A 26942-nucleotide genomic window follows, 5' to 3' on the forward strand; every position below is an offset into this window, starting at 1 on the left:
AAAGTCACATTTATGACTAAGAAGCTCTTAAAGGAGCATGCAGATACCTAGTCAGGAAGGCATGTTAATAAAGCTTGCCTTGACGATACAGCACGGTTGACAGCTTCATAACCGCGTGATTATAACAATTTTGACGGAGCGGGAAAGGGTCGCCGAAGAAAGCGGGCAGAATGCCGTTTAATGTTGTTTGCATTTTCTCATACAACATCTTATACACCTGTTCCTCGGTAAAAAATTGGGTTTCTCTCCCTTGCAGCCATTCGAAATAGGAGACGATAACACCGCCGGCGTTTGCAAGGATATCGGGAATGATGATGGTGCCCTTTGCAGTCAGCACCTCATCAGCCTCGCCAGTGACAGGGGCATTCGCACCTTCTACAATGATGCGGGCTTTTACTTGATCGACATTGTCCTTGCGAACTTGCTCCTCAAGTGCGGCAAGAATAAGCACATCTACATCTAAATAAAGGACCTCTTCGCGGCCAAGAATTTGGGCTTTCATATCAAGCTCAGACAGTGCGGCTTCGTCCGAAGGCAAATCACCTTGGTGAAGCGATGCGTATTCAAGCAAAGAAGGGACAGAGAGACCGTCTGGATTGTACAACGTGACGTTGCGATCACTTACAGCTACTACTTTATTGTTTAAATAAGAGCATTTATATGCTTCCATTGCAGCGACTGATCCAACGTTGCCGAAGCCTTGAACGGCGATCGACAGCGGCTTGTCCGCATGCGCTAACGCGGTTTGCACAAACGGGTTTGTGCTGCCGGCGAGCCAGCTGCTTTGCTCTTTAAGAAAATCATAAAGCATGTAACGGAAAGTGAAATAAACGCCTTTTCCGGTTGCTTCTCTGCGGCCCAAAGATCCGCCGTTAATGACGCTTTTGCCGGTGAAGCTGCCGAGGTAAGGATGACCAGGATGAATGCTTTTGTACTCGGCCATCATCCAGTCCATTTCACGCTCGCCGGTTCCCATATCAGGTGCCGGAATATCTTTGTCAGGCCCGAGCACGTCACTGAAATATTGCACGTATTTTTTGCAAATGAGATAAAGCTCTCTAGCGGAATAGGAGCGTGGATTAATAACGACTCCACCTTTACCTCCGCCGAAAGGCACCTCGTGAAGCGCGTTTTTGAGCGTCATTAGCGCAGCTAGATTGGTTACTTCATCTTCGCTTACGGATTCGTGAAACCGAATTCCGCCTTTATAAGGCCCGAGTGTATCGTTATGCTGTATGCGATAGGCCGGAATTCGAACGACATTGCCGTTATCTACCGTAATGCGCAAAAAAGCTTTATGAACTTTATTTGGCGTGGAAAGAATAGCAGCAAGTGATAAGAAAGCTTGCTCACGTGCTTGAGCTTGTAAATTTGGTAAAAAAGCAGGGTCTCCCATTAGTGCGTTTAAGGATTGCTGTACGATGGCTCCTGTTTGGCTTGCCATAACTAAACGACCTCCTATGTATTCAGGAATGAGATTTTTTCAAGCTGCAGCGTATTATTGCCAAAGGATATGAGGCAGATACGCTAGCACTTGAACTCTAACTGTAACATATTGGAACGTTATAAGCCAAAACTAGGGAAAGCTTGATGTGCGAATGGTTATAGGAATTAACGGGAGTTTTTCCATTTCAGCATCTCTGCAGCAGCATTTGAGCGAGTTTAACAGCAGAAATTCCTGATAGAATAAACAATTGGCGGCCATGCGTGATCATTAAATATGCTATGTTAATTTTAGCAATAACGATCCGTGTGGAGGCAGAGAGAATGACAGCTCGTTCAAGCTGCCGAGATTCTCGCGTGTCCAAAGATTGCGTACGAGCGGTGCATCGGCTAAACCAAGCTGCGCAAGCGTCACGGCAACCGTATCCTCTTGATCACTCGCATTAAACAAAGCAACGTACAATGCATCATCGCCCTGTGCTGTCCATGCAATACGGTCCTGCTCTCGATAAAGCTGGCGTGCACCGCGTCCATTCCGATGAAGGGATAATACTTCCTCATTTGTGAGCAATGACAGCGTCCATTCGTCGTTGTCCCGCATTTCACCGCCAAACATAAGCGGCGATCGGAAAATAGCCCATAGCGACATCATCGTTACCTGCTCGTCCCGTGTAAATCTTGTCCAGCGATCGCTGCCTCCGCCATCCACAGAACGAATGCCCAAATGCCCGAGCGGCAGCATATCGCAATCCGGCCATGCTCCATCCCGAGCATGCGGCGCCCACTTCTCGCAGCGCTCAAACATTTCATAAAGCAGGTGCCACAAATCCCAGTAATCATCTGTCATTCGCCACATATTCGCATGCTCTGCAAGCGGACCCGCATGTTCAAGAGGAGCAGGACCAGGGGATAGGCTAAGCACCATCGGTCTGCCGCATTGTTCTATTGCGTGATGAATAAGCTTGATTTCATCCAAATGAATGCCGTAAATTCTAGAAGCGGCAATATCATCCACTTTAACGAAATCGACTCCCCATGAAGCGTATAAATCAAATAACGAATTATAATATTGCTGTGCGCCGTCTTTGGAAGCATCAACGCCATACATGTCTGTGTTCCACGGGCAGATCGAATTCGGATGTGCAATCTGGCGAGCGGTTATGTTTGTTCCAAGCAGGCTGGTGTCTGCATGAACGGCTTGACGAGGAATGCCCCTCATCATATGGATACCGAATTTTAGCCCGAGTGAATGAACATAATCAGCTAGAGGTTTGAAGCCTTGACCGTTCGCAGCGGATGGAAATCGGTTAGCTGCGGGCTGCAAGCGGGAATACTCATCCATCTCAAGCGGAACGAAAGGACGATATTGGGATGAATTTGCCCCTGGCTCATACCACTGAATATCAACAATGACATATTCCCAGCCATAATCTCGCAGATGTTCGGCCATATATGCCGCATTTCCGCGAACCTCGTCTTCTCTCACACTTGCGCCATAGCAGTCCCAGCTGTTCCAGCCCATAGGCGGAGTTGCTGCATAGTGATGATGTTTGGAAGTTGTATACATTTGATTTCGTCCTCTCTTATCGTAATATTGCTCTATACGACAATCGTAAAACGAAACGTTAGTCGATGACTAGCGTAATTTATTGCGTTGATATGTAAAATATTGCTCTTCAATCGAACTGTAAACGATCGATTGAAGGAAGCTCCTTGGCTAAGCGGAAATCAGCAGGAGGGAAGCCGACGCGGCTTCGAAATACTTTACTAAAGTAGCTGCCGCTCGAGTAACCAACTGTATGAGCGATTTCTTCGACCGTGAGGCTGCTGCTCCTAAGCAGCTGAACAGCCTTCTCGATTCGGAGCTTCGTTACAAAGTCCATTGGTGACATGCCTGTCGTCTTCGTGAACATTCGCGTAAAATAATATTTAGACAATCCCGCTGCAGCTGCGACATCATCTAAGCTTTGCAAATGATGGAATTCAGCTTCCATATAAGCAGTTGCCTGCTTAATTTGCTGCGGCCAATTCATTTTCTCCTGCTGCTGCAGCGTGCTTGATTGCAGGAGTTCCATCATAAGACGATAAATAAGAGATGATGCTTGGTAGCTGTTCTGAATACGATTGCTGCGAGCCTCTGCATATAAATGTTGAAGGCTGCGAACGACAGCGCTTGCAGGCTCAAATGTTGGTGTGGCACCGACGGTATGCAGCAGCTCAGACCACAGCGCTTGCATATGCTGCTGGCGGAATAATACAAAATAAAAAGTCCAGTGGTCGCTCGACTGCGGCAAGCAATAGTGATGATCTCCGGGGATTTCTACAAGGAAAGCATTGCCTGCATAGAGATCATGCGTTTCATCCCCGAGCCTGAATTGACCGAAGCCGGTGACGGTATATTGGAATAAGTAAAGCGGGCCGTCAATTCGTTTCATCCCGTCCCAGTAGTAGTCAGTCTCTGTTACCTCCTGATAGCCGGTTGCAAATAACTGATAGATGGGAAGCTGCGGCGGATCTTGAAATCGATAACCATATACACCATAGGGCTGATTCATCATCACTTGGAATAATCACCTCGAAGGAAGACGGATTTTCAATCTATTATTTCATGATGGAAGGTGCTCGAGAAGAGATGCGGCAAATATCTGTTTTTATTTACGGTTCGTTACTGCCTGGTCAAAGCAATCATCATTTTGTTTCATCCTATGTGCAATCGATTCGACCTGGCAAGATCGCAGGGAGACTGGTGGATTGTGGAGAGTATCCAGCGGCCGTTCGAGATGCTATTGCTAAAGAGTGCAATAGTATTATAAGCGGTCAATGGATAGTCGTCGATAGAGAAGGACTTGCATCCATGGATGCGCTCGAGCAATTTTATGGTCACGAGGAGCAAAATGATTATGAAAGGGTATGGGTTGCTGACGCAAAGGATAAGCTTGTTTCAGGCTGGGTGTACGTTTGGGAATCCGATAGAGGCTGCCCGGCAATCGCGGATGAATACTGGCCGCGATTTTTCGCTCGCAAAATGAGGGGCATTTTATAAAAAAAAGACATAGCCTCTGTGAATTGCACAGGAGCCATGCCGTTGATTACGCCTTAATATGCTGTTTAGGCTTTATCTTTTTCATTATCTGCGTCTGCGGCATAAGCAATTAATGCGACTTCTGAGCCATAAGTTTTAGTCAATTGCTGCTCCAGCTTGCGAATGGCATCGAGTGCATCGCTTTGGTTATTTAATTCAGCGAGATGATAGTCCTTGTCCATCATTAGGGTTCACGTCCTTAGATTCATGGTTTTAATAGTAGAATGGGCTTAAAAGTAGGTTGCTATACGTATTTGCTTAACCGCGCTGCAATTGTTCTTTTTAGAGCGGTCGAGTACACTGAAACAGTATGACATAAAGGGATGTGACATCAATGGAAAAATATCTGCTCCAACTAAAACAAATGGCGTCCGGCAGATGGGCGAAATATATGGCAATGGTACTATTGTTTCTTCTGATCGCCGCTGCTGCTTCTTTGTGGGTATCGCCGCCGCAGGCTTTTGCACAGCTGCATTCCGGAATGGAAGAAACAAATTTCGATCCTCACAAGCAGGTTGGCCATGATCATTCGGACGGGACACATTCAGAAGCAGGAATTACCGTTTCGCAAGCTTTATTTTATACGGTTAGAGCGATTTATTATGCTGCCTTTATGTTCGCTGCTGGTTTAATGCTTTGGTCCATAACGCTGTCAAAGGATGCGGATTCCAGCCTGAGCAAGCTCGTGCAAAAATGGAGCATTTATTCGCTTAGGGGATTGCTGCTTGCCGTGTTGCTATTCGTATTTGTTCATGCGAGTCAATTAATGAAGGGATATGACGGCGGTAATTCGAATGAATGGGTCCGCTTGCTGACGGAGACGTCCACCGGACAATCGTGGCTTGCACTGATCGTACTTTCGCTGCTTGGATTTACGGTTCTGCGAATGCATGATTCACTCAAAATGATTTGGGCTCTGCTGCTTATTGCGGTTGAAAGCTTTAATGGGCATGTTAATGCACTTCCAAGCAATACGTTTGCTATTGTGTTCGACTTCATACATATTGTCTGCTCTGCTTTGTGGGCTGGCGGATTAATGCTGCTATTGTTATTGTGGCGGACAGATCGCAAGGAGGCAGGAAGATTCGCCGAGCGATTTACGAAAGTCGCATGGCTGACAATCGTGCTGCTAACGATTAGTGGAATTGGCATGACGGCACTTCTTCTGCCAAGCTGGCGCTATTTGTTTTATACAAGCTGGGGGTTCATGCTGCTTGCCAAATCAGGATTGGTACTGATTGTTGCTTGCGTTGGATTTCTGCTGCATCGGCGTGCCAAACAGCAAAAGCTGCCTAACGGCAAGCTGCTGAAGCTGGATGGACTTTTGATGGCTTTGGTTCTGATTCTTGCAAGCATCTTCACTTATGTAAGTCCGGTTCCCGATACAGAGCCGTTATCCTATCATAAAATGGGTGAAACGCTCCACTACACAGTAATCATAACGCCAAATGGACCTGGTCCAAATGACGTGAAATTAAAAATTTGGCTGCCTGAGACACTTGGTTCGCCGGCATCTGTACAATTTCTGCTTCGTACGCCAGACAATCCGAAGAAAGCGGATATCAACGTTCCAGTGCGCGGCGCCAGCGGGGAAAATTATTTAGCTTTCCCAGGATTTTTAGAAACGGATTATGAATCCGATAAGTTCGAGCTGCCTACACGCGGGGCATGGGAAGCAGAACTGATCATTACGGATCAGACCGGCGCAGTAACAAAGCAGTTGATTCCGTTTCGGAATGACTAATGGGGAGAAAGGGGGCTGAGCAGATGTCATATAAATGGCTGAAATGGCTAATTTTATGGATTCCGACGGTCGCTATCGGGCTATGGGAATATTTGCGCCACGCATTGCTGCTCCCGTTCATTTCGATGGATCTCGGCAATTTGCTCGCGCCTGTTTTTGTTTTTATTATTTCACTGACGCTGCTCCGTGCGTTATTCGCTAAGCTGGAGCAAACGCAAGAGACGCTGCAGCGCGAGCGTATTGTCAAGGCGGCTCTTGAGGAACGTGAGCAGCTCGCTCGCGAGCTTCATGATGGCATATCACAATCGTTGTTTATGCTATCGGTTAAGCTGGACAAGCTGGAGCGGGCGAAGTCCGCTTCTGATGCACAGCAAACGACGGATCAGATTAGAAAAACCGTGAGGCATGTATATGATGATGTCAGGCAATCTATTGCCAATTTACACGATGCGCCTTTACCAGCCGATATGTCATGGATGCAAAGCATCCACCATTTAACTGTTGAAATGGAACAGACTTCCGGCATTCAAACAACAGTGGAATGGCATGTACAGGACGGCTTGTTGTCCTATAAGCAGAAGGTCGAATTACTGGCCATTATGCGTGAGGCTCTTATGAACGTACAGAAGCATGCGAAAGCAAAACAAATTATTATTCAAGGCGAAGGAGTCGGAAGCTCCGATAAGACGCCAAATACTTTCCGCTGCTCCATTCTCGATGATGGTATCGGGGCTGAGAAGGAGAAGCTTCACGGCAAAGGCAAGTATGGGGTCAAAATGATGCAGGAGCGAGCAGCTGCGATGGGCTGGACGATGACGGTACAGCAGACGAAACCACAGGGTACAAAAGTCGAAATCATCGGAAGGAGTGATGCCAAATGACGGATAAAACGGCTAAGGTACGCGTTTTTTTAGTAGATGACCATCCCCACGGCCGGGAAGGCATACGCGATATCGTATTAAGCGATGACTCATTTGAAGTAATAGGGGAAGCGGCAAGCGGCGAGGAGGCAATCGCTGCAATCGAAGAATTACAGCCCGATTTGGTGCTTATGGACATTAATATGCCTGGCATTGGCGGACTCGAAGCGACGCAGCGGCTCAAGCTGCTAATGCCCTCATTAAAAATTGTCATGGTAACGGTCTCCGATGACATTACTAATTTATTCGAAGCGATAAAGCGAGGAGCGCAAGGTTATTTGCTCAAAAATCTTGCCCCGTCCTCATGGATGGAATATTTGCGAGCGATATCTTTAGATGAAGCACCGATGTCGAAGGAGCTTGCCTTTCGCATGCTGCAGGAATTTTCGAAAATGAAGCCGCAGGAGACCAAGCATCTTGTGAATAAACCTCAAACGCTGGATAAAAATGCGTCTATTATTACGACTCCGCTGACCGATCGGGAGAAAGAAGTGCTTGAGCGGGTGGCTACAGGCGCTTCCAATCGTGAGATTGCAGGAGAGCTGTGCTTATCGGAGCATACGGTAAAAAACCATCTAAAAAATATTTTGCAAAAGCTTCATCTCGCTAATCGCGTACAGTTGACGATTTACGCCTTTGAACAGGGGCTTGTTGAACGTTAAAACTTTTGCTGAAATGCACTTCAAACTATTCGACAAAAATAGCAGGATTCCAACAGAATTCGTAGAACTACTAGATTCATATCTTGCTTAGTTTCTGCTCGGATAGGACAGATTCAATTTGGGGGGTAGTAAATGTCGAACGATTGGCAATTTCCCATCGATCGTGAAATTAAGCTGTACAATCGGCTGGATGAGCTTCAGCGTCTGAATGAAGGGCTTGAACAAATCGGTGCCGAGGCGGGCTGGTCTGAACGCGCAGTTCTCGACTTGTCTCTAGCATGCGAGGAGCTTGTCATCAACATTGTAAACTACGGCTTCCCATCTGGGGGAGAGCATCATATTGACGTCATTATTCAAGCTTCTCCAACCAGCGTTGAAGTGAAAATAGAAGACGGGGGCGTTCCCTTTAATCCGCTGCAGGAGGCTGATCCTAGAGCATTATTAGAGCTCGAGCTGGAGGATCGTCCGATTGGCGGCTTGGGTATTTTTTTTGTGAAAAGGTTAATGGATGACATTCATTATGAATATGCGGGCGGTTTGAATCGCTTCCGCATGCGCAAGCAATTCGTACTTAATAGCAATGGCGATAAGCGGGAGGAAGCAGACATATGAACATTCAAGCAACGGAGTTAAATGGCATTACGATTATTCCACTAGAGGGAAGATTGGATGGGAATAATGCGACGATAGCGGAGCAAGCTTTCTTGAAGCTATTTGCAGAAGGCAAGCAGCAATTTATTTTTGATTTTACGAATCTGCAATACATAAGCAGTGCGGGACTGCGCGTTATACTGGTGGCGGCTAAGAAGCTTAGAGCCTCTAAAGGACAGATGGTTTGCGCATGTCTCGGCGAGCAAGTCTATGATGTATTTGAAATGTCGGGTTTTACAACCATATTGGATATGGCGAAGACACGGGAAGAAGCGCTAGTCAAACTGGGAGCAGGGGCTTAATGATGGTTCAGCTGAAGCTAGAGAGGCGGTAACGGTCTTGTCAGTACTCTATTTAATATTCGGAGCTGCGGGCCTTGGCGCTGCGGCATATTTATTCGTTTGCAATCGTCGTCTTACCGCAAAGCTGAGGCGTATGGAAATGCTGTTTGATTTAAGCACGCAGGTTCATTCCTCGCTGCATCAGCCGGAGCTAATAAATTCGGTAAATGCAGCAGCGAAGCAGCTTATATTCGCAGAAGAGGCAGCGGTTGGTCTGGTCGATGACTGGGATTCGCAAGATAATGAGCTTACAAAAACCATGGATCATAGCGTCGGCGATAAGGTAAGCGTGCCGATGATGGCGAGAGGCCGCAAGGTGGGTGTTCTGGAAGCAACCGCTAAGATCGGCGGAGCTCGATTTAGTAGGGCAGATCATGAGACGCTTACTCAGTTCGCAAGGCCTCTGGCATTGGCACTGGATAATGCTAGACTCTATGAAGCGCTTGAGGAGTCGGTGGGGGAGCTGCAAATGGCAACAGCACTCAAGGATCGCCTTGAGAATGAACTGCAAATTGCCGGCAGCATTCAGCTCAGCTTTCTTCCTACGACAATGCCTTCCTCAAATGAACCTTTTGACGTTTGTGCACTGTTGAAGTCAGCGAAAGAGGTAGGAGGCGACTTCTACAACTTTTTCAAAATAGACGAGGAGCATCTGTTTTTCACACTAGGTGACGTGTCGGATAAAGGAATACCAGCTGCGCTGTTCATGGCGATGACGCTTTCGTTAATTAAAGGGAAAATGAATGCGAAGCTGTCGCCAGGCGAGCTGCTGGAAATGGTCAACGATGAGCTTTGTACGGACAATGCGCAGCTATTCGCAACGATCATATGCGGCGTGCTGAACATTGCGACTGGCGAGGTTGTGCTTAGCGATGGCGGACATTGTACTCCTTACATTGTCAAAGCGGATGGTTCCGTTCTGCCGATTAAGCTCCCCAAAGGCATCCCGCTTGGTTCTTTCCCTGAATTCACTTATCGGAATCAGACCATCGAGCTTGAGCATGGCGATCGTTTTGTCCTCTACACCGATGGTATTACCGAGGCTGAGAACGAACTGCAAGAGCAGTATTCCACTAGTCGTTTACAAAATTTCTTATCTCAAACGTCCGGTTATTCTAGCGCTGAAATCATCGATGCGCTGCTGATGGACGTGTTCATGTTCGCGGACGGAGCTCCACAATCCGACGATATTGCGGTACTTTGCCTCATGCGCCGATAAGCGTAATGCATTCATATAAGGGTGAACCATCATGCGATTTTATGAAACAGGATTCGATTATTTACGTGACGAGCTCGCTTTGCTGGAACAAGGGCTGCGAGTTCTTCTTGCAGATTTTGAGAGCAAGGAAATCGATGGTCAAACGCCAATGTCAATGCGCGGCCTCGTCGTTAATGCTATCGATATAGAACGATCGTTTCTAGGAAACGAGTCTTTACAGGAAGTAGATGCACTAGCTTCGTTTAGACAATTTCGATTAGAAGCGGAACGACAGTTTTCACAGCAGATCCATGACAGCGTAAGCGAGGGAGCAAGGCTCCCGTTCGCTTATTTGTCATGGACTCTTCGTCTTTCGACATGGGAAAAACGCTGCGTTATGTTATGCCTTGCAGCTGAGCTTGATTCACGTTATGAAAGCTGGTTTGGCTATTTGAATGACGACGTTACGCTGCGGGTGCCTACTGCGGAGCTTGCGCTGCGATTGTTAGGAGATTCGAAAGAAGAGTTTTTTCATGCTCGTTCGCTGCTCGCAGGTTATTCGACCCTTGGCAGATTTGTGCTGAGATCAGGCAGAGCGGCAGTACCTACTGAGAGAAGCATGCTGAAGCAGCCGCTGCGCATGGACGCCCGTATTATCTCGTTTCTGCTGGATACTGAAAAGCTGGATTCCAGAATTGAAGACGCTTGTACCTTATACGATGGGGCGAGGTCAGCTCCAGAGCTGGCGTTTAATTTCGAGCTTCAAGACATGCTGCTGCAAATTGTGCAAAGGGAACGATCCTTCAAGGGAGACAAAGCATTCACTCAAGATGATGAGAATGAGCAGTATGAAATACCGTTTATTCAGTTAAGCGGACCTTCGGGCGCCGGCAAAAAGCTGCATGCCAGACATCTGGCTCAGTCTTTGGAGCAGCCGCTGCTGCTTGTCAAGCTAGACAAGCTTGCTAAGGATGAAGATGCGATGACGGAGCAGTTGAACAATATTGTACGTGAATCGCTCTTATCTGTAGCTGTTTTATGCTTCGATGAGGGGGAGGGTGAAAGAAGCGCAGCTGAGGGCTGGCCTCATCAGCAGGAAAGGGTTCGCAAGGCGCTTGCTAACTATATAGAATTAGCAAGGCTCCCTGTCGTGTTATGGCTGACGCGTGTAGAAAGGCGTGCCTCACAGCTGCCGCTTCCAGCGTTTTCTGCATTAACGAGCCACACTGTGCATGTTCCTAACGCAGAAGTGCGATTGCAGCTCTGGCAGCGCTGCAGCGATGAAAGAGCGGATCGTAGTCTGCTCAGACATTTAGCCGATAAGTATGCTTTTACAGCTGGGCAGATCGAGGGAATGAGCAAACAAGCAGATCGCCTAGCTTACCATCACAAGCACGAGTTCCCTACACTTGATGATTATGCCCATGCCTCGCGAACACAGGTTCAGCATCGTTTGTCCGAGCTTGCGGAGAAGCAACGGCTAGTTCGGCGATGGGATGATCTGATATTGCCAGAGGAGCCGATGGAGCTTCTTAAGGATGCGTGCAGCAGGCATAAGCATAGCGAAACGGTGTTTAATCGATGGGGCTTTGGTCATAAGCTGCCTTATGGGCGAGGCTTAAGCATGTTGTTTGCTGGGCCTCCTGGCACGGGCAAAACGATGGCAGCTGAGGTCGTTGCGGGAGAGATGGGTCTAGAGCTTTACCGTATTGATCTGTCGCGCGTTGTGAGCAAATATATCGGAGAAACGGAAAAAAACTTGAGAGAGCTGTTTGCTGAAGCGGAAAGCAGCGGGGCTGTCCTGTTTTTTGACGAAGGAGACTCCTTGTTCGGCAAACGAACGGAAGTAAAAGATTCAAATGATAGATTCGCGAACATGGAGGCATCCTATCTTCTGCAGCGCATTGAAAGTTTCGAGGGTATATCGATTCTAGCAACCAATTTACTGCAAAATATGGACGAAGCCTTTTTGCGAAGAATGCAGGTAATCGTTAACTTTCCATTCCCGGATGCAGCCCATCGGGAGCAAATTTTCCGCTCGCTGCTGCCTAAGGATGCGCCGCTTGATCCTGACCTTGATCTGTCATTTCTAGCAGCGCGCATAGATGCATCAGGCGGTCATATTAAAAATATTGTCCTGTCTGCCGCGTTTATGGCTGCCTCGGAGCAAGCTCCAATCGGCATGAGGCATATGGTCCGTGCGACACGTCAAGAGCTCCACAAGATGGGGAAAATTGTCGTGAAAGAATCGTTCGAACCATATAACTAGCAAGTTTTTCTCAATAATTTGTTGTAAAATGTAGTAATTTTACTGAATTTGGTTCGCGAAGTCAGGAAAATTGACATAAATTGAGTAATTTTGCGTAGTCAATTGGTATTAGAGAAGCTATAATAGAAATCGAATACCATTTTGATTTTTTTGGGAGTGATAGGCTGATGGGTGGATATACGGTTATTGCGGATTTGGAAGCCAGCATGCTGCGCTTGCTACGTGATCATCTTACGCCTGACCCAGTGCCGCGTCCCGAGTTGATCGGAATGGCTTCGCCCCGGGATGCAGGCGATCTAGCTCTTTCCTTGTTTTTGTTCAACGTTAAGGAAAATGGCGAATCTCGCCGGACGGGCATGGTGGATCGTGGAGGTGTGCTTCAGTACCCGCCGCAAGCGCTTGATTTTTATTTTTTAATGACAGCGCATTCGAGTGCGAATCGATTAACGCGTGCATTGGACGAGCATCGGATATTAGGTCGTGCTATGCAGGTCTTTTATGATAACGCCGTGCTCAGCGGTACATATCTTGAAGGCACGCTTGCTGAAGGAAACGGTGCGATAAGGATGAGTCTAGTCAGCATGGAAGGCGAAGATTTACTGAAGCTTTGGCAGTTCGGTGATACGCCGTACAAGCTTTCTGTCGTCTATCGCGTAGGCCCAGTCATGCTCGATTCGAATCGTGTGAAGCCGGTTTCGCGAGTTGTCGAGCGTCATATTGTGCTTGAGGAAAAGGACGGTGGCTAATATGTCACACCATCGTTCAACGAGGGTAACTCGCTGCTCGCTTGTTGTATCGCCAGTTGACGTATGGACAAGAAGGCTGCTTGCACCTTCCGCGTTATCCGTTTCACTTGAGGGCATTCATAAGAAACCCATTCGGAAGCCTGACGGGACCTTTCTGTTTCTTGACCTTCCCTCTGGCAGCTATGTGCTCTCCGTTACCTCATCTGTATTTATACCCTACAGGAAACAGATTGAAACCGCTTCTATTTCAAAATTATACCCAATGATTACAGTACCGCTTTTGCCTAGTCCCAAATATGCTTATCCTGCAGATTCGACAGCTGTCACCTTTGAGTTATGTAATGCTGCTAGAAGACCTTGTGCTGATGCTGAGGTTTGGGCTTACATATGCGAGGATGCCGCAGCACGAGGTAGAATTATGCAAGATTCGCTGCTTGCTGGTGCAGATACAGCAGCAGTGGGGCAGTTGCAGGGACAGACGGTTGCAGGCGAGAGCTTGCTGCTTCGCGGTCAAGGCAATGAGGAGCTTGTGCGTGTAGCTGAGATTTTGCCCGGCAATGGACTGCGATTCGAGCAGCCATTGAAGGAAAACTATCGAAGAGGCGCGCTATTATTGCCTGCTGTACAAACGAGCAGTGCAAACAATGGTATTGTTATCCTTCCATTCCGCGGCATACTGCCGAAGAGCTTTCCTATTAAAGTGTTTGCAATCAATGAACATGGCAGCGCTGCGACCGAGTTGACGGCGCAAGCGGGTGAAGTAGTATCAGCGCAGACTTTAGTCCTTCAGTAGGATTAGCTATTCTGACGCATTCCAATTGGTCTTGGGGTTGACGCGGGAGAAATATGCCTGCCATTACCTAATACATAAATAGATTCAGAGAGGAGATCACACATGGCTGAGTATTTATCGCCAGGCGTCTATGTGGAGGAATTTGAGAGCGGCGCCAAACCACTGGAAGGTGTTAGTACGAGCACAGCGGGCTTTATTGGGCTTGCTGCTCGCGGACCAGTCGAGGGTTTACCGCAGCTTATTACAAGTCCAGCTGATTTTGGACGTGTATATGGTTCCTATTTATCTGAAAATGCTTTTGGCTCATACCGTTTTCTTGCGCATGCGGTTAATCAGTTTTTCACAAACGGAGGCTCCCGCTGCTTCATTTCCCGGGTAGCGCCGTCAGATGCCAAAACAGCCTCTAACGAAGCTCAGAAGGATGCGGTTCTCTCCATTACCGCCAAAAATCCAGGCGCTTGGGGCAATCAAATTCGTGCTGTTGTTGTGCCTGCAAGCAAAGCAAAAACCCCGATCTTTGAAGCAAGCGAAGGCAATCGTTACCGCGTGAAAAACGCTGCTGGCTTTTATGCTGGAGATGTGGTCGTTTTTACAAATGGTACAGAGAAGCAATACAACCGCATCATTTCTGTTCATGATCAAGTGATTGAGCTTGCAGAAGCACTTAGCGGCGATGTAGTGGATACGGCTCTAGTTCCAACTAAAGTACTGAGTTCCTCGGAGTTTACGATTAACGTGCTTTACGGAACGGAGTCGGAAACCTACGAGAAAGCATCACTAAATCCAGAGGCTCCAAACTATGTGGAGAAGCTGGTATCCCGCTCGAATATCGTAAGCGTACAAGTACTAAAGGCATCGGAAGAGAGCATTGCTCCGCTAGAGCAAATTGCTGGTTCTGAGCTTGCCGTATTTGAAATTCTGCTTGCGGGCGGCAGTGATGGTTCTGCTACAAGCTTGTCGGCTGCTGATTTTATCGGCGAAGACTTTGGTCCAGGCAGAAGAACAGGCATCCAGTCGTTTATCGACAACGATGTTGTCAGCATCATGGCGATTCCAGGTGTAACCGATCCTAACGTACAGCTGTCGCTGGTTGCTCATTGCGAAAGCTTGGGAAGCCGCTTTGCGATTCTTGATCTTCCTCGCGAAGTAACGAAGGTACAGGATGTGCTTGCTCATCGTGATTTGTTCGATTCAAGCTATTGCGCACTGTATAATCCATGGCTGCAAGTGTTTGACCCGCTTGACAAACGCAATATTTTCATCCCGCCATCTGGTACAATCGCTGGGGTATATGCTCGTTCTGACACGACACGCGGCGTACAAAAGGCGCCTGCCAACGAAACGCTTCGCGGTGTAGTAGGCCTAGACGTTCAATATAACAATGGCGAGCAGGATATTCTTAACCCAGCAGGCGTCAACTTGATTCGTGCTTTTACAGGTCAAGGCATTCGCGTATGGGGCGCTCGTACATGTTCATCCAATACACTTTGGAAATATATCAACGTACGCCGCTTATTCATTTTCATCGAAGGTTCGATCATGAATGGATCAAGCTGGGTTGTATTCGAACCCAATACCGAGCAGCTATGGGCCCGGGTTCAGCGCACGATTGACGCATTCTTAACTCGTGTATGGCGTGACGGAGCATTGTCCGGTACAAGCCCGTCTGAAGCATTTTATATTGAAATTGGACGTTCAACGATGACACAGGATGACATCGACAATGGACGATTGATTTGTGTAATCGGCGTAGCGCCGGTGAAACCAGCTGAATTCGTCGTATTCCGCATCACGCAAAAAACAGGTTCGGAATAGTCATTAGCTTCCATATCGAATAACGGAAGGGGATCCACATGCCAGGAGATCGTATTGATCCATATCGCAATTTTAGATTTCGTGTAGAAGTAGAAGGTCTTGAGCAAGCAGGATTTAGCGAGGTTTCCGGTTTTGAGGCAACCTTTGATGTGGTCGAATACCGCGAGGGCAACGAGGTTATTACACCTCGCAAGCTTCCAGGCTTAATCAAGTACGGCAACATTTCACTGAAATGGGGCACGACTGAATCGATGGAGCTGTATGATTGGCTTCAAGAATGCGCCGAAGGAACGATTGAGCGCAAAACGATTACGATCATCGCGCTTGACGAAGAAGGCGAAGACGTGGCTACTTGGCAGGTTATCGAAGCTTGGCCTGTTAAATATACTGCGCCTACCTTCAATGGTACCGGCAATGATATTGCGCTAGAGCTGATTGAATTCGCTCATGAGGGTTTAACGCGCACCGCATAGAAATGAGTAATTAAAGCTGGTTTATGGCGAACAAGGGAGGTCAGCAGGCGAGAAATCGTTTGCTCCTCTCTTGTTTTCCGCTTTTCTAGAAATTGATTCTATTTTACATATTGGAGTGATAACCGGATGGCGTTTCAAACGGAATATGAATTTGAATTGCCTCGCGGCTACGTGGATGATCAAGGCAATCTCCACCGCCGGGGTGTTATGCGGCTTGCTACAGCAGCTGATGAAATTTTACCGATGAAGGACCCGCGCGTACAATCCAACCCTAGTTATTTGACCGTTATTTTGATGGCTAGAGTGGTAACAAAGCTTGGGGACGTTAGGCATATTGATACGAAGCTAATCGAGAAGCTGTTTACGGCAGATCTTGCTTATTTGCAAAATCTATATCGTCAGATTAATGACTTAGAGGCGCCTAAGGTGCTTACCGCTTGTCCGAAATGTGACCAGGAGTTTGAGGTGGCTGTCGATTTTTTGTCCTTAACGGAAGCTCTCTCTTAGGTTATCCGGTTGACCGGCTGTACGAGGAGGTAGGCTTCGTCGCGTATTATTTTCATTGGTCGCATGACGAAATTATGAGCATGGAGCATGCAGAACGCAGGCGCTGGTGCGATGAAATTTCCAAAATTAATCGCAAGATGAACGATGAATCAGATAGCGGTAAGAAAAACATTTTCGACGTTTTTGGAAAGAGGTGACGCGGCGCTATGGCAGTCATGAAGGGGCAAGAGAAAGGTCGCTTTCACGATGTAGCTACAACATTCAAGTTTTGGGTGGAGCTCGATGACATTTTTGTTGCAGGGTTCTCTGAGGTTTCGGGACTTGAGGCAGAAACAGAAATTGAGGAATACCGTGAAGGCGGAGTGAATGGTTATGTTCATAAGCTGCCGATGGGCGTTCGGTTTCCAAATCTCGTGCTGCGCAAGGGAATGACCAAATCGCCTGCTCTTTGGAGCTGGTACGAAAGCACAATAGATGGAACGATTGACCGCAAAACAGGTGCGATTGTGCTGCAATCTGCTGACGGAACAGAATTTGGGCGCTGGAGCTTCTTTGATGCTTATCCGGTGAGGTGGACCGGGCCGCATCTGAATGCGAGCACGAGTGACATTGCGGTTGAAACGATAGAAATTATTCATAGCGGTTTATATGGCGATTTTCAGAAGTAGGGTTGTGCATTTAGTTGAACGTTAATGAATCATAAATTGCAAGTTGAACGGGAATAGGAGGATGCACCGGTATGAAACGAATTTTGGACCGTATGGGCAAAGCTGCGACAAAGCAATCAACGTCGGTTCAGCCGTTTGCCGGAGGCATCTTAAATAAATATAAGACAGGGACAGGACGCAAAATATTTGAGCGGGTTGCTATGTCGCATGTGATCAAAAATGAACCGACCATTACTCAGCAAACGCTGCATGTGCAAGTCGTAGCACCTAAAGCAGCAGCACCAAATAACGGCAACAATAAAAAAACGCCGCCTAGTCCAGAGCGCAAGCCTGAGCGCATCATGATGCGCGAGCGAGTAACGGTAGAGCGTGAAACGATCGTATTCAGAGATGTGACACATATTGTCAAAGAACTAAGAACAATAAGAGAAATGGCAATAGCACAGCCAGTTCAAGGGAAAGAAACGAATGATGGAGCACTCCACAAAACAGGCATTACGAAGCAGTTAGATGAGATTGTTAACAGCAGTATAATTACGAACAGAGTCAAGCATGACCATTCCAAACGAATAATACCGCATGTCTCGCAGCTGCCTACTCAACCATTGAAGGCAGAGCAGCAGGCGGATTACTATAAATGGCTGCAAGCCAAGCTTCAACCCGGTATTGTCATTCAATCACTTCGCAAGCTGAATAACCTTAATAAGCCGCTTGCGAAGGATCGAGCTCAGCTTAAGTCTAACCTCAAGCAGGCTAACGATTTTGGCGCATCATTGAGCAAGGCGCCTTTGCTGCTTACGAATGCACGCAGAGCAGTCGTTTCACAAGAGCAGCGGGAAGCGGAGAAGAGAAGCGCCGCTGCGGGTAAGGTTATGAGCGAGGCAGGGAAGAGAGCCGAAGCGGTGAAGCTGGAGCAGCGGGAAGCGGAGAAGAGAAGCGCCGCTGCGGACAAGGTTATGAGCGAGGCAGGGAAAAGAGCCGAAGCGGTGAAGCTGGAGCAGCGGGAAGCGGAGAAGAGAAGCGCCGCTGCGGGCAAGGTTCTAAGCGAGGCAGGGAAGAGAGCCGAAGCGGTGAAGCTGGAGCAGCGGGAAGCGGAGAAGAGAAGCGCCGCTGCGGGTAAGGTTCTAAGCGAGGTAGGGAAGAGAGCCGAAGCGGTGAAGCTGGAGCAGCGGGAGGCGGGTAAGCAGAGTGCCGCTGTGGGTAAGGTTCTAAGCGAGGCAGGGAAGAGAGCCGAAGCGGTGAAGCTGGAGCAGCTAGAGACAGCGACACACACGTTCCGTACGCTCTCGAGTAGACAGGACGATGATGTGTTACCGCAAGAAGATCGTGCAAAAGGAAAAAAACAGCTAGAGCTAAAGCATCGTAATCATCAAAAACATAGCACCGAGCAAACGGAGATGTCGCAAGAAGCAGCACCAAATGGCAAGGAAGCGGATGTACAATCAAATGTCTCCGCGAATAAAACGAATCAACCGAATCGTTTGGCAATACCAAATGCAGAATCAGAAACAGAAGCTGCAGCTATCCATTCTAGTATCAAGGTAACCGCTAGCAAGATAACAGATGTTAATCGAAATAGGCTTCAGCTTCTAGTATTGCAGCGGAAGCCGCAGCTGTTGAACGAATTAATTGATCGAAGCAGCCAATCAGCGATTGCTGCCAAACGTCTCATTCATCGAGCGAATCGTTCACAGTCGGATCAGCCACGAGAGGTCGATAATGATTCAACTGTAAATCTGAATAATAGCAGCATGATTAATCCAGTCGTGCCTTCCCATAAAAAAGAGATTAAAGCTAATCCAGCTGATATTTCATCGAATGTAAGCAGCCGGAAGCGAAATGAAACAAAAACTTACAATGCTGCTACTTCCATTCACGCGGCACAAGCAGGGATATCAGCTGATTTATCTCAAAGATTTATACCTTCAAAAACATTATCAAATGCTCTAGAAGAAGCAGCAAGAATAAGGAATCGGAATATGGCTGCGAGGCCTACCCAGATGGTTTTGCGACGTTTTGAACAGAGACAGCCTGCGCAGAGCGTAGAGTCAGTGCTAAGGCAGGATGCAAGCAAGGCATCCGAAGCTACCGCCCTGAAGAAGCCGTCAACTCAGCTTAACTATAAGCATAAAGCTGCAACGGATCATAATCCGAAAGGGATTATACGTGCTCAAAGCCGCCGTGCTATTTTGCATAAACGAACAATCGTACCAGAATCGCAAACCTTAACGCATGATGTGAATTTCAATCAAGGCGCTTCTGCTAGTGTCAGTCGAACAGACGCGAGTGCGAGAGCCGAGAATTTGTCTAAAATGGGAGAATTGAAGCCAAGCGAAGAGGCTGGTTTAAATACGCGCTTGGCACCTGTTACCGTTCGCGGACAATTAATTGCGAGAGCTGCGAATAATAAGACGACGTTATTAAAAAACGGAGCATCACTGTCGCCTAAGCGGCGAATGACAGCGGCAAATCATGAAGCGAGCATCAGCGCTATACTTCAGAATGCAATACAAGGGAAAAGAAAAGGGACAACAATGCCTAGTCCTTTTTCTTCTGCTAATGCTGGAGCAAAAGTAGATTCAGCTTCTCCTTTAGTTGGAAGAACGGTTCATCGTTTTGCTGCTGAATGGCTCCCATCTGAAGCGATTAAAACCTCAGCATATGCGGTTGAAAACAATAATATTAGGCAAGCATCCACTTCATTAGTGCGAAGGCTAGCGGAGCAGCAGACTTCTCCAAACACAAAGCCAAGCGCTAGCGCTGATGCGAAACAAAAACCGGTCGAATCAAGACTAGTTCAGCGGCAAGTCCGTAAAAATAACAGCACCTCGGTAAATGAATTAGAAAAAACATATGGCGCTGAATCATTAAATGATGGGGCGAATAAAGCAACACAAACGTTGGCTAACCGCTTTGAAATGTCAGCCGAAGCAACGGAATCAGCAAAAGCTTCCGCATCCATGCGTGCGTATCCAACACTAAGCGTGCACAAGCAGACAGAATCAGTCGAAATGAAGCAGTCAGCTCCTGCTCTCCCTATTAGCGAGAGAAATAACCGCAGCGAACAAACCAATCCTGTGCATCGTCAAACGTTAATGTCATCTTTCTTGAATAGCGGATCCAGAGCAGGAGTGACTCCATTCCGAACGATTCAAAGACATTCTGGCTTCGCCAATCTTGCTGCAAAAGCATCCAAAGAAAACAAGCCGTTGCTTAGCGGACTAACATCGGTTGTAAAAGCCGGTATTGAGCCTAGTTCCGTTCAATCTAGCGGCACAATTGGCGATCAAGTAAGGCTTAGTTATACAGCAGCTGCCCGTCATCGAAATACAGCTGGCCAAGCTGCACCTAGCGGAGCAGAGACGAACGCTGCTTCATTTGGGGAACGAGGCGAGATGCCCACACTTTCGCATCATAAACCAAGTGGGCCCGCTGCACAGGAGCCGCCGCGTCAGGTGAAGGTGGAAGCGCCTCGCGAGCTGGACCCTGTGCAGCTGCAGAAGATGATTATGAAAATGCCGCAGCTGCATCCAGAAGCTATTGCGGATCAAGTATATAAGGCGTTGGAGCGAAAGATGAAGCTGGAGCAGCGAAGAAGAGGCTTCTAGAATGAACAGATTTGGAGGGGACATCGAATGGCATTAAGCAAAGCGCAGTTTTGGATCTTTCGAGCGAAAGAAACCGAGAAGGTAGACGTGCTTTTTAACCCGACTGATTATGAGATGGAATCCGGAAATCAATATGCGGAGAAGGAGATTGCGGGGCTGCAAACCCCGCTCTCCCAATTTACGAGCGGTGAGCGGACAACATTGAAACTGAATTTGTTTTTTGATACGTATGAAGCGGGCATTGACGTTCGTACCTATACTTCCAAAATCGTGGGCATTCTCGATGTTGACTCGGATTTGCACACGCCGCCGACCTGTAAATTCATTTGGGGCTCGCTTGATTTTAAAGGAGTTATTACGAGCATTACGCAGAAATACACGATGTTTCTGGAAACCGGCGTCCCAGTTAGGGCATCCTTAACAGTCGATATGCTGAGCTCGCAAACGATGAAGGAACAATACCAAGAAATACCGCGTCAATCTGCCGACCGTACGAAGCAAAAGACGGTCAAGCAAGGGGATCAGCTGTGGTCAATAGCGGCTGAGGAATATGAGGATCCGGGAGCATGGCGCCATATCGCCGAAGCGAATGGGATTGATAACCCCCGTATACTGTTATCCGGAAGAAGCTTGACGATTCCGAGATTGGAGTGAAAACGTGGCTGCATACTCCTTTGAGGATTTGGAATCCAAATATGGTGATTTTAGCGCACCTGAGGTTGATATTTTAATAGAGGGTCAATTGATAAAGCTTTCGAACATGGCCGTAGAATGGGTTGATGTCGAGCAAACGACGGATGCACAGGCGGATATCGCCAGGTTTTCGATTTCTAATGGCTATATATGGAGCGAATCCCGCATGCAATGGGTAGGCACAACGATTGCGGTAGGCAAGAAGGTGCAAATCAAGCTTGGTTACGCAGATAAAAAATCGCTTGTATTTGATGGAATCATGACAGGTTATACCATTGATTATCCTTCAAACGGCAGCCCAAGCATTGTCGTAACGGCAATGGACCGCTCTTTTCTCATGATGAAGACGTCACACTCTAAGGTGTGGAACCAAATGAAGGACAGCGATGTCGTTCGGCAAATTGCCGGAAATTATGGTTTGTCTGTCGATTTGGACGATACGGGCGTCACCAAAAAAACGATTGAGCAAATCGGGGTGAGCGATTATCATTTTGTCCGCTCGCTCGCGATGGATAACGACAGGCATTTCTATGTAGAAGCATCCAAGCTTATTTTCAAAAAACCGAAAACATCAGGAGCGCCGCTTATTACGCTGAAATATGGGAAAAACCTCGTTCAGTTCACGCTGACGGTGGATGCTTCCAGCCAGACATCACAAGTTAAAGTTCGCGGCTATGACGTCGATAAGATGCAAGCGATAGAATCCGTTGCCAGCTCGGTTACGATTATTGGTACGAACACCAAAAGCGGCCCCAGTGTAGCAAGCATGCTCTCTAATCAAAAGATGGAGGTCGTATACACGCAGGCAGCATCGCAGGACGAGGCGCAATCGCTTGCGAAGGCGATGCTGGATCGTATTTCCCGCGAGCTCGTGAGCGGACATGGAACTTCGATTGGTTTTCCAGAGATGAAGCCAGGTGAATTAATCAAGATTGAGGGTCTCGGCAGCGACAAGCTAAATCAACTGCTGCGATTGACGAAGGTTACGCATAGACTCGACGCAACGGATGGCTACATGATTTATTTTGAGACGGAGGGGAATGCGATATGAGCACGATGTATCCCGGTTTTTTTGACCAGCATCAGCGCTCCATGCAATCCGAGCAGCTGTCCGGAGTGTGGAATGCAATCGTTACCGACAACAAGGACCCGGATAAGCTTGGCCGCGTAAAGGTGAAGTTTCCACTGCGCGAAGGTGAGCTCCAGACTGATTGGGTACGCGTTGCCACTTTAATGGGTGGGAACGACATGGGCTCTCTCTTTTTGCCGGAGGTGAATGATGAGGTGCTTGTCGCCTTCTTAATGGGGCGGCTGGATCAGCCGATCGTCATTGGCTCTTTGTGGAGCAAGAAACAAAAGCCGCCTGCGCCGAACGACAAAAACGATATTCGCAAAATCAAGACGAAAACCGGGCATGAGATTACGTTTGATGATACGAGCAGCGCAGGCACGGTTACGATAAAAACGTCAAAAGGCCATCATATTACGTTTGCCGATAAGGATAAGACGGTTACGGTTGAAACGCAAGACAAGCAGCAATCGATCAAGCTGGATGAGACGGGAAAGAAGGTCACCATCAAATGTGGTTCAGCGTCTACGATTGAGATGAGCGCGCAAGGTGATGTAAAAGTGACGGGCTCAAAATCGGTTACCGTAAAAGGCGCTCAGGTGAAGGTGGAGGCGGATGCAGCGCTCACGCTTCAATCCAATGGCATGCTTGAGGTAAAGGCTAACGGCATTTTGTCGCTGAAGGGCGCGATGGTTAAGATCAATTGATGGCTGAGGGAGGCTGCAGCAGATGTCGGCATCGTTTTTGGGGAAAGGATGGAAATTTCCCGTTCAGGTAGACGCAACAACCGGCCGTATTCGCATGGCGGAAGGCGAGGATGACATTGAAGAGTCTATCCGAATTATTATTCGAACGTCGAAGGGCGAACGATTAATGCGTCCTGATTTTGGCTGCGGCTTACGGGATTTTGTATTTGGCACAACGGATGAGACATCGCTTAGACTCATTGCCAGTGATGTGCAGGAAGCCATTCGAATTTGGGAGCCGAGAGTAAAGGACGTAGAGGTAGAGGTGAAGTCTGATCGGCAAAATAACGGCCGTGTGCTAATGAGCGTCTCCTATGCGGTAAGATCCACAAACAATCTTTTTAATCAGGTGTTTCCTTTCTATTTAGAGGAAGGAAGCAAATAACGGGAGCGAGCAACGTGATGAAGCACGGGGGAAGAAATGGCGGTGACAACCGTCCGCCAAAAATCAATCATAATAACTTATCCTCTTTTATGGCTCAGTTAAAGGAGATGGCACCTCATTATACGCCGGAGTGGCGATTCTCGCAGGAGGAGCCTGATGCGGGGACGGGACTAGCCTATTTGACCGCTGAGATGCTGGAGGACACGGTTAATCGGCTTAATCAGGCGCCGCTCAATCATTTCCTTGCTTTCCTCGATCTTATCGAGGTCAAGCTGCAGCCGCCTCGTCCAGCCCGGGCGACCGTTGTGTTTCAACTGAGTGAAGGAACGGTCGACCCCGTTTATTTGCCGGCAGGCATTGCATTGACAGCCCCGCATCCTGACGGCGGCGAGCCGCTCGTATTTGAGACGGAGAAGGTGCTGCTCGCTACACCAGCGAAGCTGATGGAGTGGATTAGTGTAAATCCACAAAAGGATCACATTGCTACTGCAGCACTGGACTATGGAGATCGATTGAAGAGCGGCCTAGCTGAGCCAATCAGCTTATTCGATACCAGCTCTATGCCAAATGAGCAGGAGCATACGCTATATATTCGGCATGACGATATTTTTCTAGTAGATCGGCCAAGCCGATTTTACATAAATGTTCACCACACCGAAAAACGTTACTCTGAACCGGAGCTTGCAGCCTCGCTCGCATCCGAGTGGGTGGAATGGACGTATCCATGCAACGGGGAATGGGTGAAATTTGATTCCGCAACGGCAGCAGGCAGCATGGTCGTTTTATATAAACAGCGAGCTGGAAAGCTGGAGCTCACTGAGCATGAAGGAATAACTGGCCGCTGGATCAGGTGTACCGTGAAACAGCTGCAAGGCGCTGCCTCCCCTCTGCTTAACAAGCATTTGGAGATGGATAAAATAAGGCTTCGTGCGGCGCATGATGCGGCCGGCGACAATGTTGGCATTGAGCCAGGCGCATTATATTTTAATGACACGGAGCTCTTGAAGGATGGGTTTTACCCGTTTGGAGAACATTTTGTTCCTTATTCCGTTTTTTATTTATCGTGTGAAGAGGCGTTTAGCAAGCGTCAAAGCAAAATCAAGCTGACTTTCTCTGCGAGAGCGATACCGAGTAGGCTCAGAATGGCGCAGGATCCCGAAGTAAAGTGGAAAATGGTCATGCGGACTTCCGATTTTGATGAGAAGGATCCGCCGCGCGTATGCATCAGAAGTGTTCAATGGGAGTATTGGGATGGCAGCAATTGGGGCAGGCTGCCCGGCAGCGAGCAATTCGGAACATTGTTTGCCGAGCTGCCGGAGCAGAGTGAACGAAGCTTTACATTGACGTTCAACTGTCCAGACGATATGGCGGAAACGTTCGTAAACGGTACGTCTGATTATTGGATTCGGGCACGCGTGCTGCAGACTGATCCTATTATCGCGCCTGTCGTGGAATATATGTCACCTTGGCTCGCACAACCTGTTCTGTCCTATGCCCATGCCTCGCAAAGCTTATTTATGCCAGAGCATGTCTATACAAGAAGCAATATTGACAATCGTGATCGAACGCCTTCTGCACAACATGGCGGTCAGTCCTTTAAGCTGTTTGAGCAAATTCCAGCAAGTCATCCTGCGATGTATGCTTCCTTTAATGCTGCGCCGTTAAAAGGTCCTATTCGTCTGCATATTGAGCTGGAACGCAGGTTTACAGCCAGCAATCAACCGCCGTGGGTGGAGTGGGAAGCGCTTTGCTTGGAAGCAGGCCGCTACATTTGGCAGCCGCTGAAGGTGGTGGACAACACTGAGGCATTTACGATAAGCGGAGAGCTGCAATTTGTAGGCCCATCTACGATGGCACCGGCTCGCTTGTTCGGGCATGAGCGTTATTGGATACGCGCAGTCAATCGTGATGGCTCGCTCGGAGATTCCTTTCCGGGCAATCCTGTAGCCTCAAGCATGCATCTGAATGCTGTTTCGGTCAGGCAGCAGGTTAGTCAGGAGAAGGAGCTTTCAATTCCTGCGGACGGCTTTGTACAGCTAGCGCCTACGGCATTCATTGAAGAAGAGGTGTGGGTAGATGAGCTCGCACATTTCACGCCAATGGATCGTGTGAAATGGTCTGACTCCGAGCCTGAATATTATATGTTGCAAAGAGACGGTGACGGTAATGACCAACGCTTCTGGGTGAGATGGCAGCCGGTCGTTTCGCTTGCAGAGTCTGGCCCAATTGACCGTCATTATTCACCGGACCACGCAGGCGGAATGCTGCAATTCGGAGATGGCATACGCGGGAAGCTTCCTTCCTCTGAGACGGCGGAAACGGTGCGCGTTCGCTTTAAAACTACCGCGGGCGCAAATGGGCATGTCGATGCCGGGCAAATAACGGGAATGGTGCTTCCATTTGCATTCGTCAGCAGCATCAGCAATCCGGCTCCTTCAATTGGCGGCGGTGATGCGGAACGGGTAGAGCAAGTGCTCGTAAGGGGACCGCAGCGGCTTAAGCACCGCGGACGGGCAGTTACCGCAAGCGACGTAGAATGGATTGCTAGAGAGGCATATCCGCAGATTGCAAAGGTGAAATGCTTAAGCAATCGAAATGCAAGGCTGGAGCGCACATCTGGCTCCATGGTTGTGGTTGCTTTCCCAGCGGGCGGCTTGGAAAGCGCTGCTCAGTTTCCAGAGCTGCGCAAAGCAGTGGAGCGTGAGCTCATGCAGACAGCATCCAGTCTGGTTTCCTTGGGCGGTGCCATACGGGTCATCGAGCCGGCTTATTTGGAAGTGTCCGTGCATGCAACGGTGGCATCCCAGTCCGTGGATGATCTGCTTCCGCTAGAGATGGCTTGTACAGCCAAGCTGAATGCGTTCTTACATTCGGTAACTGGAAATGTTGACGGCAACGGCTGGAATATTGGAGAAACGCTGCATGTATCTGTGCTTCACTCCCTTTTGCATGCTGTCCACTCGCTTTTATATATCGAACGTCTTTATTTACATATTGTCAAAATAGAAAATGGAAATCGTACCGAATGGGATCCCGGCCGGATGAATGAGGTTATTCATGGCATTGTCGTTAATGGCAGCCATAGCATAACGGCCTTCCCTGGACCGAAATAAGAGTTCCGAATGAGGG

The 26942-nt window shown here is 48.2% G+C and carries 25 protein-coding genes; 21 read left to right on the forward strand and 4 right to left on the reverse strand.

The window, feature by feature from the left end:
* Positions 1-64: 64 nt before the first annotated feature.
* The 3 genes from MHH56_RS08220 to MHH56_RS08230 all read right to left on the reverse strand — a co-directional run bounded on the left by MHH56_RS08220 (position 65) and on the right by MHH56_RS08230 (position 4001).
* The gene (locus tag MHH56_RS08220) at positions 65-1444 is read right to left on the reverse strand and encodes a Glu/Leu/Phe/Val dehydrogenase (RefSeq protein ID WP_339207654.1); all 1380 of its coding nucleotides are present in this window, start codon (positions 1442-1444) and stop codon (positions 65-67) included.
* A gap of 279 nt (positions 1445-1723) precedes the next feature.
* The gene (locus MHH56_RS08225; protein ID WP_339207655.1) at positions 1724-3010 is read right to left on the reverse strand and encodes a glycoside hydrolase family 27 protein; all 1287 of its coding nucleotides are present in this window, start codon (positions 3008-3010) and stop codon (positions 1724-1726) included.
* Positions 3011-3119: 109 nt separating this feature from the next.
* A complete protein-coding gene (locus tag MHH56_RS08230) occupies positions 3120-4001 on the reverse strand; it encodes an AraC family transcriptional regulator (RefSeq protein ID WP_339209532.1) in 882 nt (293 codons plus the stop codon).
* Positions 4002-4051: 50 nt separating this feature from the next.
* Between MHH56_RS08230 and MHH56_RS08235 the strand changes: the two genes are divergently transcribed.
* Positions 4052-4486 carry a gamma-glutamylcyclotransferase family protein gene (locus MHH56_RS08235; protein ID WP_339207656.1) on the forward strand — a complete coding sequence of 145 codons (435 nt, stop codon included), beginning with the start codon at positions 4052-4054 and terminating at the stop codon, positions 4484-4486.
* Between the two features lie 65 nt (positions 4487-4551).
* On the opposite strand, the gene MHH56_RS08240 is transcribed toward MHH56_RS08235, so the two are convergent.
* Positions 4552-4710, reverse strand: coding sequence for a hypothetical protein (locus tag MHH56_RS08240; protein ID WP_339207657.1), 159 nt, complete (start codon positions 4708-4710; stop codon positions 4552-4554).
* 149 nt (positions 4711-4859) lie between these two features.
* On the opposite strand from MHH56_RS08240, the gene MHH56_RS08245 reads away from it, so the two are divergent.
* From MHH56_RS08245 to MHH56_RS08340, 20 genes are all read left to right on the forward strand, one after another.
* Complete coding sequence (locus tag MHH56_RS08245; protein WP_339207658.1) at positions 4860-6269, forward strand: CopD family protein; 1410 nt, start codon at positions 4860-4862, stop codon at positions 6267-6269.
* Positions 6270-6292: 23 nt separating this feature from the next.
* Positions 6293-7150, forward strand: a complete 858-nt coding sequence (locus tag MHH56_RS08250; protein ID WP_339207660.1) for a histidine kinase — start codon at positions 6293-6295, stop codon at positions 7148-7150.
* Positions 7147-7851 carry a response regulator transcription factor gene (locus MHH56_RS08255; protein ID WP_339207661.1) on the forward strand — a complete coding sequence of 235 codons (705 nt, stop codon included), beginning with the start codon at positions 7147-7149 and terminating at the stop codon, positions 7849-7851. Before MHH56_RS08250 ends, MHH56_RS08255 begins: the two co-directional genes overlap by 4 nt.
* 132 nt (positions 7852-7983) lie before the next feature.
* The gene (locus tag MHH56_RS08260) at positions 7984-8463 is read left to right on the forward strand and encodes an ATP-binding protein (protein WP_339207663.1); all 480 of its coding nucleotides are present in this window, start codon (positions 7984-7986) and stop codon (positions 8461-8463) included.
* The gene (locus MHH56_RS08265; protein ID WP_076267919.1) at positions 8460-8804 is read left to right on the forward strand and encodes an STAS domain-containing protein; all 345 of its coding nucleotides are present in this window, start codon (positions 8460-8462) and stop codon (positions 8802-8804) included. Before MHH56_RS08260 ends, MHH56_RS08265 begins: the two co-directional genes overlap by 4 nt.
* Before the next feature lie 37 nt (positions 8805-8841).
* Positions 8842-10062, forward strand: a complete 1221-nt coding sequence (locus MHH56_RS08270) for a GAF domain-containing SpoIIE family protein phosphatase (protein ID WP_339207665.1) — start codon at positions 8842-8844, stop codon at positions 10060-10062.
* A gap of 31 nt (positions 10063-10093) precedes the next feature.
* A complete protein-coding gene (locus MHH56_RS08275) occupies positions 10094-12310 on the forward strand; it encodes an ATP-binding protein (RefSeq protein ID WP_339207666.1) in 2217 nt (738 codons plus the stop codon).
* A 167-nt stretch (positions 12311-12477) separates the two neighbouring features.
* Positions 12478-13056 (forward strand): DUF4255 domain-containing protein, encoded by a 579-nt coding sequence (locus tag MHH56_RS08280; RefSeq protein ID WP_339207668.1) that lies wholly within the window; start codon positions 12478-12480, stop codon positions 13054-13056.
* Position 13057: 1 nt separating this feature from the next.
* On the forward strand, positions 13058-13849 hold the full coding sequence (locus MHH56_RS08285; protein WP_339207670.1) for a hypothetical protein: 792 nt from the start codon (positions 13058-13060) through the stop codon (positions 13847-13849).
* 102 nt (positions 13850-13951) lie between these two features.
* Entirely contained in the window at positions 13952-15664 is a 1713-nt protein-coding gene (locus MHH56_RS08290; protein WP_339207672.1) for a phage tail sheath family protein, read from the forward strand.
* 38 nt (positions 15665-15702) lie between these two features.
* Positions 15703-16137: a phage tail protein gene (locus tag MHH56_RS08295; RefSeq protein WP_076267913.1), complete on the forward strand. Its 435-nt coding sequence runs from the start codon at positions 15703-15705 to the stop codon at positions 16135-16137.
* Positions 16138-16263: 126 nt separating this feature from the next.
* Positions 16264-16644, forward strand: a complete 381-nt coding sequence (locus tag MHH56_RS08300) for a phage tail assembly protein (protein ID WP_339207674.1) — start codon at positions 16264-16266, stop codon at positions 16642-16644.
* 17 nt (positions 16645-16661) lie between these two features.
* Positions 16662-16841, forward strand: a complete 180-nt coding sequence (locus tag MHH56_RS08305) for a DUF6760 family protein (protein WP_076267912.1) — start codon at positions 16662-16664, stop codon at positions 16839-16841.
* Positions 16842-16850: 9 nt separating this feature from the next.
* Complete coding sequence (locus tag MHH56_RS08310) at positions 16851-17312, forward strand: phage tail protein (protein ID WP_256710880.1); 462 nt, start codon at positions 16851-16853, stop codon at positions 17310-17312.
* A gap of 71 nt (positions 17313-17383) precedes the next feature.
* Positions 17384-20920: a hypothetical protein gene (locus tag MHH56_RS08315; RefSeq protein WP_339207675.1), complete on the forward strand. Its 3537-nt coding sequence runs from the start codon at positions 17384-17386 to the stop codon at positions 20918-20920.
* A 27-nt stretch (positions 20921-20947) separates the two neighbouring features.
* The gene (locus MHH56_RS08320) at positions 20948-21574 is read left to right on the forward strand and encodes a LysM peptidoglycan-binding domain-containing protein (protein WP_339207676.1); all 627 of its coding nucleotides are present in this window, start codon (positions 20948-20950) and stop codon (positions 21572-21574) included.
* Between the two features lie 4 nt (positions 21575-21578).
* Positions 21579-22664 carry a contractile injection system protein, VgrG/Pvc8 family gene (locus MHH56_RS08325; RefSeq protein ID WP_339207678.1) on the forward strand — a complete coding sequence of 362 codons (1086 nt, stop codon included), beginning with the start codon at positions 21579-21581 and terminating at the stop codon, positions 22662-22664.
* Entirely contained in the window at positions 22661-23389 is a 729-nt protein-coding gene (locus MHH56_RS08330) for a phage baseplate assembly protein V (protein WP_339207680.1), read from the forward strand. Before MHH56_RS08325 ends, MHH56_RS08330 begins: the two co-directional genes overlap by 4 nt.
* A 22-nt stretch (positions 23390-23411) precedes the next feature.
* On the forward strand, positions 23412-23813 hold the full coding sequence (locus MHH56_RS08335) for a GPW/gp25 family protein (protein ID WP_339207681.1): 402 nt from the start codon (positions 23412-23414) through the stop codon (positions 23811-23813).
* Between the two features lie 17 nt (positions 23814-23830).
* Positions 23831-26926, forward strand: a complete 3096-nt coding sequence (locus tag MHH56_RS08340; protein ID WP_339209533.1) for a baseplate J/gp47 family protein — start codon at positions 23831-23833, stop codon at positions 26924-26926.
* Positions 26927-26942: the final 16 nt, after the last annotated feature.

It is taken from the genome of Paenibacillus sp. FSL K6-3182, assembly GCF_037976325.1.
Taxonomy (GTDB): Bacteria; Bacillota; Bacilli; order Paenibacillales; family Paenibacillaceae; genus Pristimantibacillus.

Coding starts and splice junctions, on each gene's coding strand:
- MHH56_RS08220 (WP_339207654.1), bottom strand. CDS start 1,444: ATGGCAAGCCAAACAGGAGCCATCGTACAGCAATCCTTAAACGCACTA.
- MHH56_RS08225 (WP_339207655.1), bottom strand. CDS start 3,010: ATGTATACAACTTCCAAACATCATCACTATGCAGCAACTCCGCCTATG.
- MHH56_RS08230 (WP_339209532.1), bottom strand. CDS start 4,001: ATGATGAATCAGCCCTATGGTGTATATGGTTATCGATTTCAAGATCCG.
- MHH56_RS08235 (WP_339207656.1), top strand. CDS start 4,052: ATGATGGAAGGTGCTCGAGAAGAGATGCGGCAAATATCTGTTTTTATT.
- MHH56_RS08240 (WP_339207657.1), bottom strand. CDS start 4,710: ATGATGGACAAGGACTATCATCTCGCTGAATTAAATAACCAAAGCGAT.
- MHH56_RS08245 (WP_339207658.1), top strand. CDS start 4,860: ATGGAAAAATATCTGCTCCAACTAAAACAAATGGCGTCCGGCAGATGG.
- MHH56_RS08250 (WP_339207660.1), top strand. CDS start 6,293: ATGTCATATAAATGGCTGAAATGGCTAATTTTATGGATTCCGACGGTC.
- MHH56_RS08255 (WP_339207661.1), top strand. CDS start 7,147: ATGACGGATAAAACGGCTAAGGTACGCGTTTTTTTAGTAGATGACCAT.
- MHH56_RS08260 (WP_339207663.1), top strand. CDS start 7,984: ATGTCGAACGATTGGCAATTTCCCATCGATCGTGAAATTAAGCTGTAC.
- MHH56_RS08265 (WP_076267919.1), top strand. CDS start 8,460: ATGAACATTCAAGCAACGGAGTTAAATGGCATTACGATTATTCCACTA.
- MHH56_RS08275 (WP_339207666.1), top strand. CDS start 10,094: ATGCGATTTTATGAAACAGGATTCGATTATTTACGTGACGAGCTCGCT.
- MHH56_RS08280 (WP_339207668.1), top strand. CDS start 12,478: ATGGGTGGATATACGGTTATTGCGGATTTGGAAGCCAGCATGCTGCGC.
- MHH56_RS08285 (WP_339207670.1), top strand. CDS start 13,058: ATGTCACACCATCGTTCAACGAGGGTAACTCGCTGCTCGCTTGTTGTA.
- MHH56_RS08290 (WP_339207672.1), top strand. CDS start 13,952: ATGGCTGAGTATTTATCGCCAGGCGTCTATGTGGAGGAATTTGAGAGC.
- MHH56_RS08295 (WP_076267913.1), top strand. CDS start 15,703: ATGCCAGGAGATCGTATTGATCCATATCGCAATTTTAGATTTCGTGTA.
- MHH56_RS08300 (WP_339207674.1), top strand. CDS start 16,264: ATGGCGTTTCAAACGGAATATGAATTTGAATTGCCTCGCGGCTACGTG.
- MHH56_RS08310 (WP_256710880.1), top strand. CDS start 16,851: ATGGCAGTCATGAAGGGGCAAGAGAAAGGTCGCTTTCACGATGTAGCT.
- MHH56_RS08315 (WP_339207675.1), top strand. CDS start 17,384: ATGAAACGAATTTTGGACCGTATGGGCAAAGCTGCGACAAAGCAATCA.
- MHH56_RS08320 (WP_339207676.1), top strand. CDS start 20,948: ATGGCATTAAGCAAAGCGCAGTTTTGGATCTTTCGAGCGAAAGAAACC.
- MHH56_RS08330 (WP_339207680.1), top strand. CDS start 22,661: ATGAGCACGATGTATCCCGGTTTTTTTGACCAGCATCAGCGCTCCATG.
- MHH56_RS08335 (WP_339207681.1), top strand. CDS start 23,412: ATGTCGGCATCGTTTTTGGGGAAAGGATGGAAATTTCCCGTTCAGGTA.
- MHH56_RS08340 (WP_339209533.1), top strand. CDS start 23,831: ATGAAGCACGGGGGAAGAAATGGCGGTGACAACCGTCCGCCAAAAATC.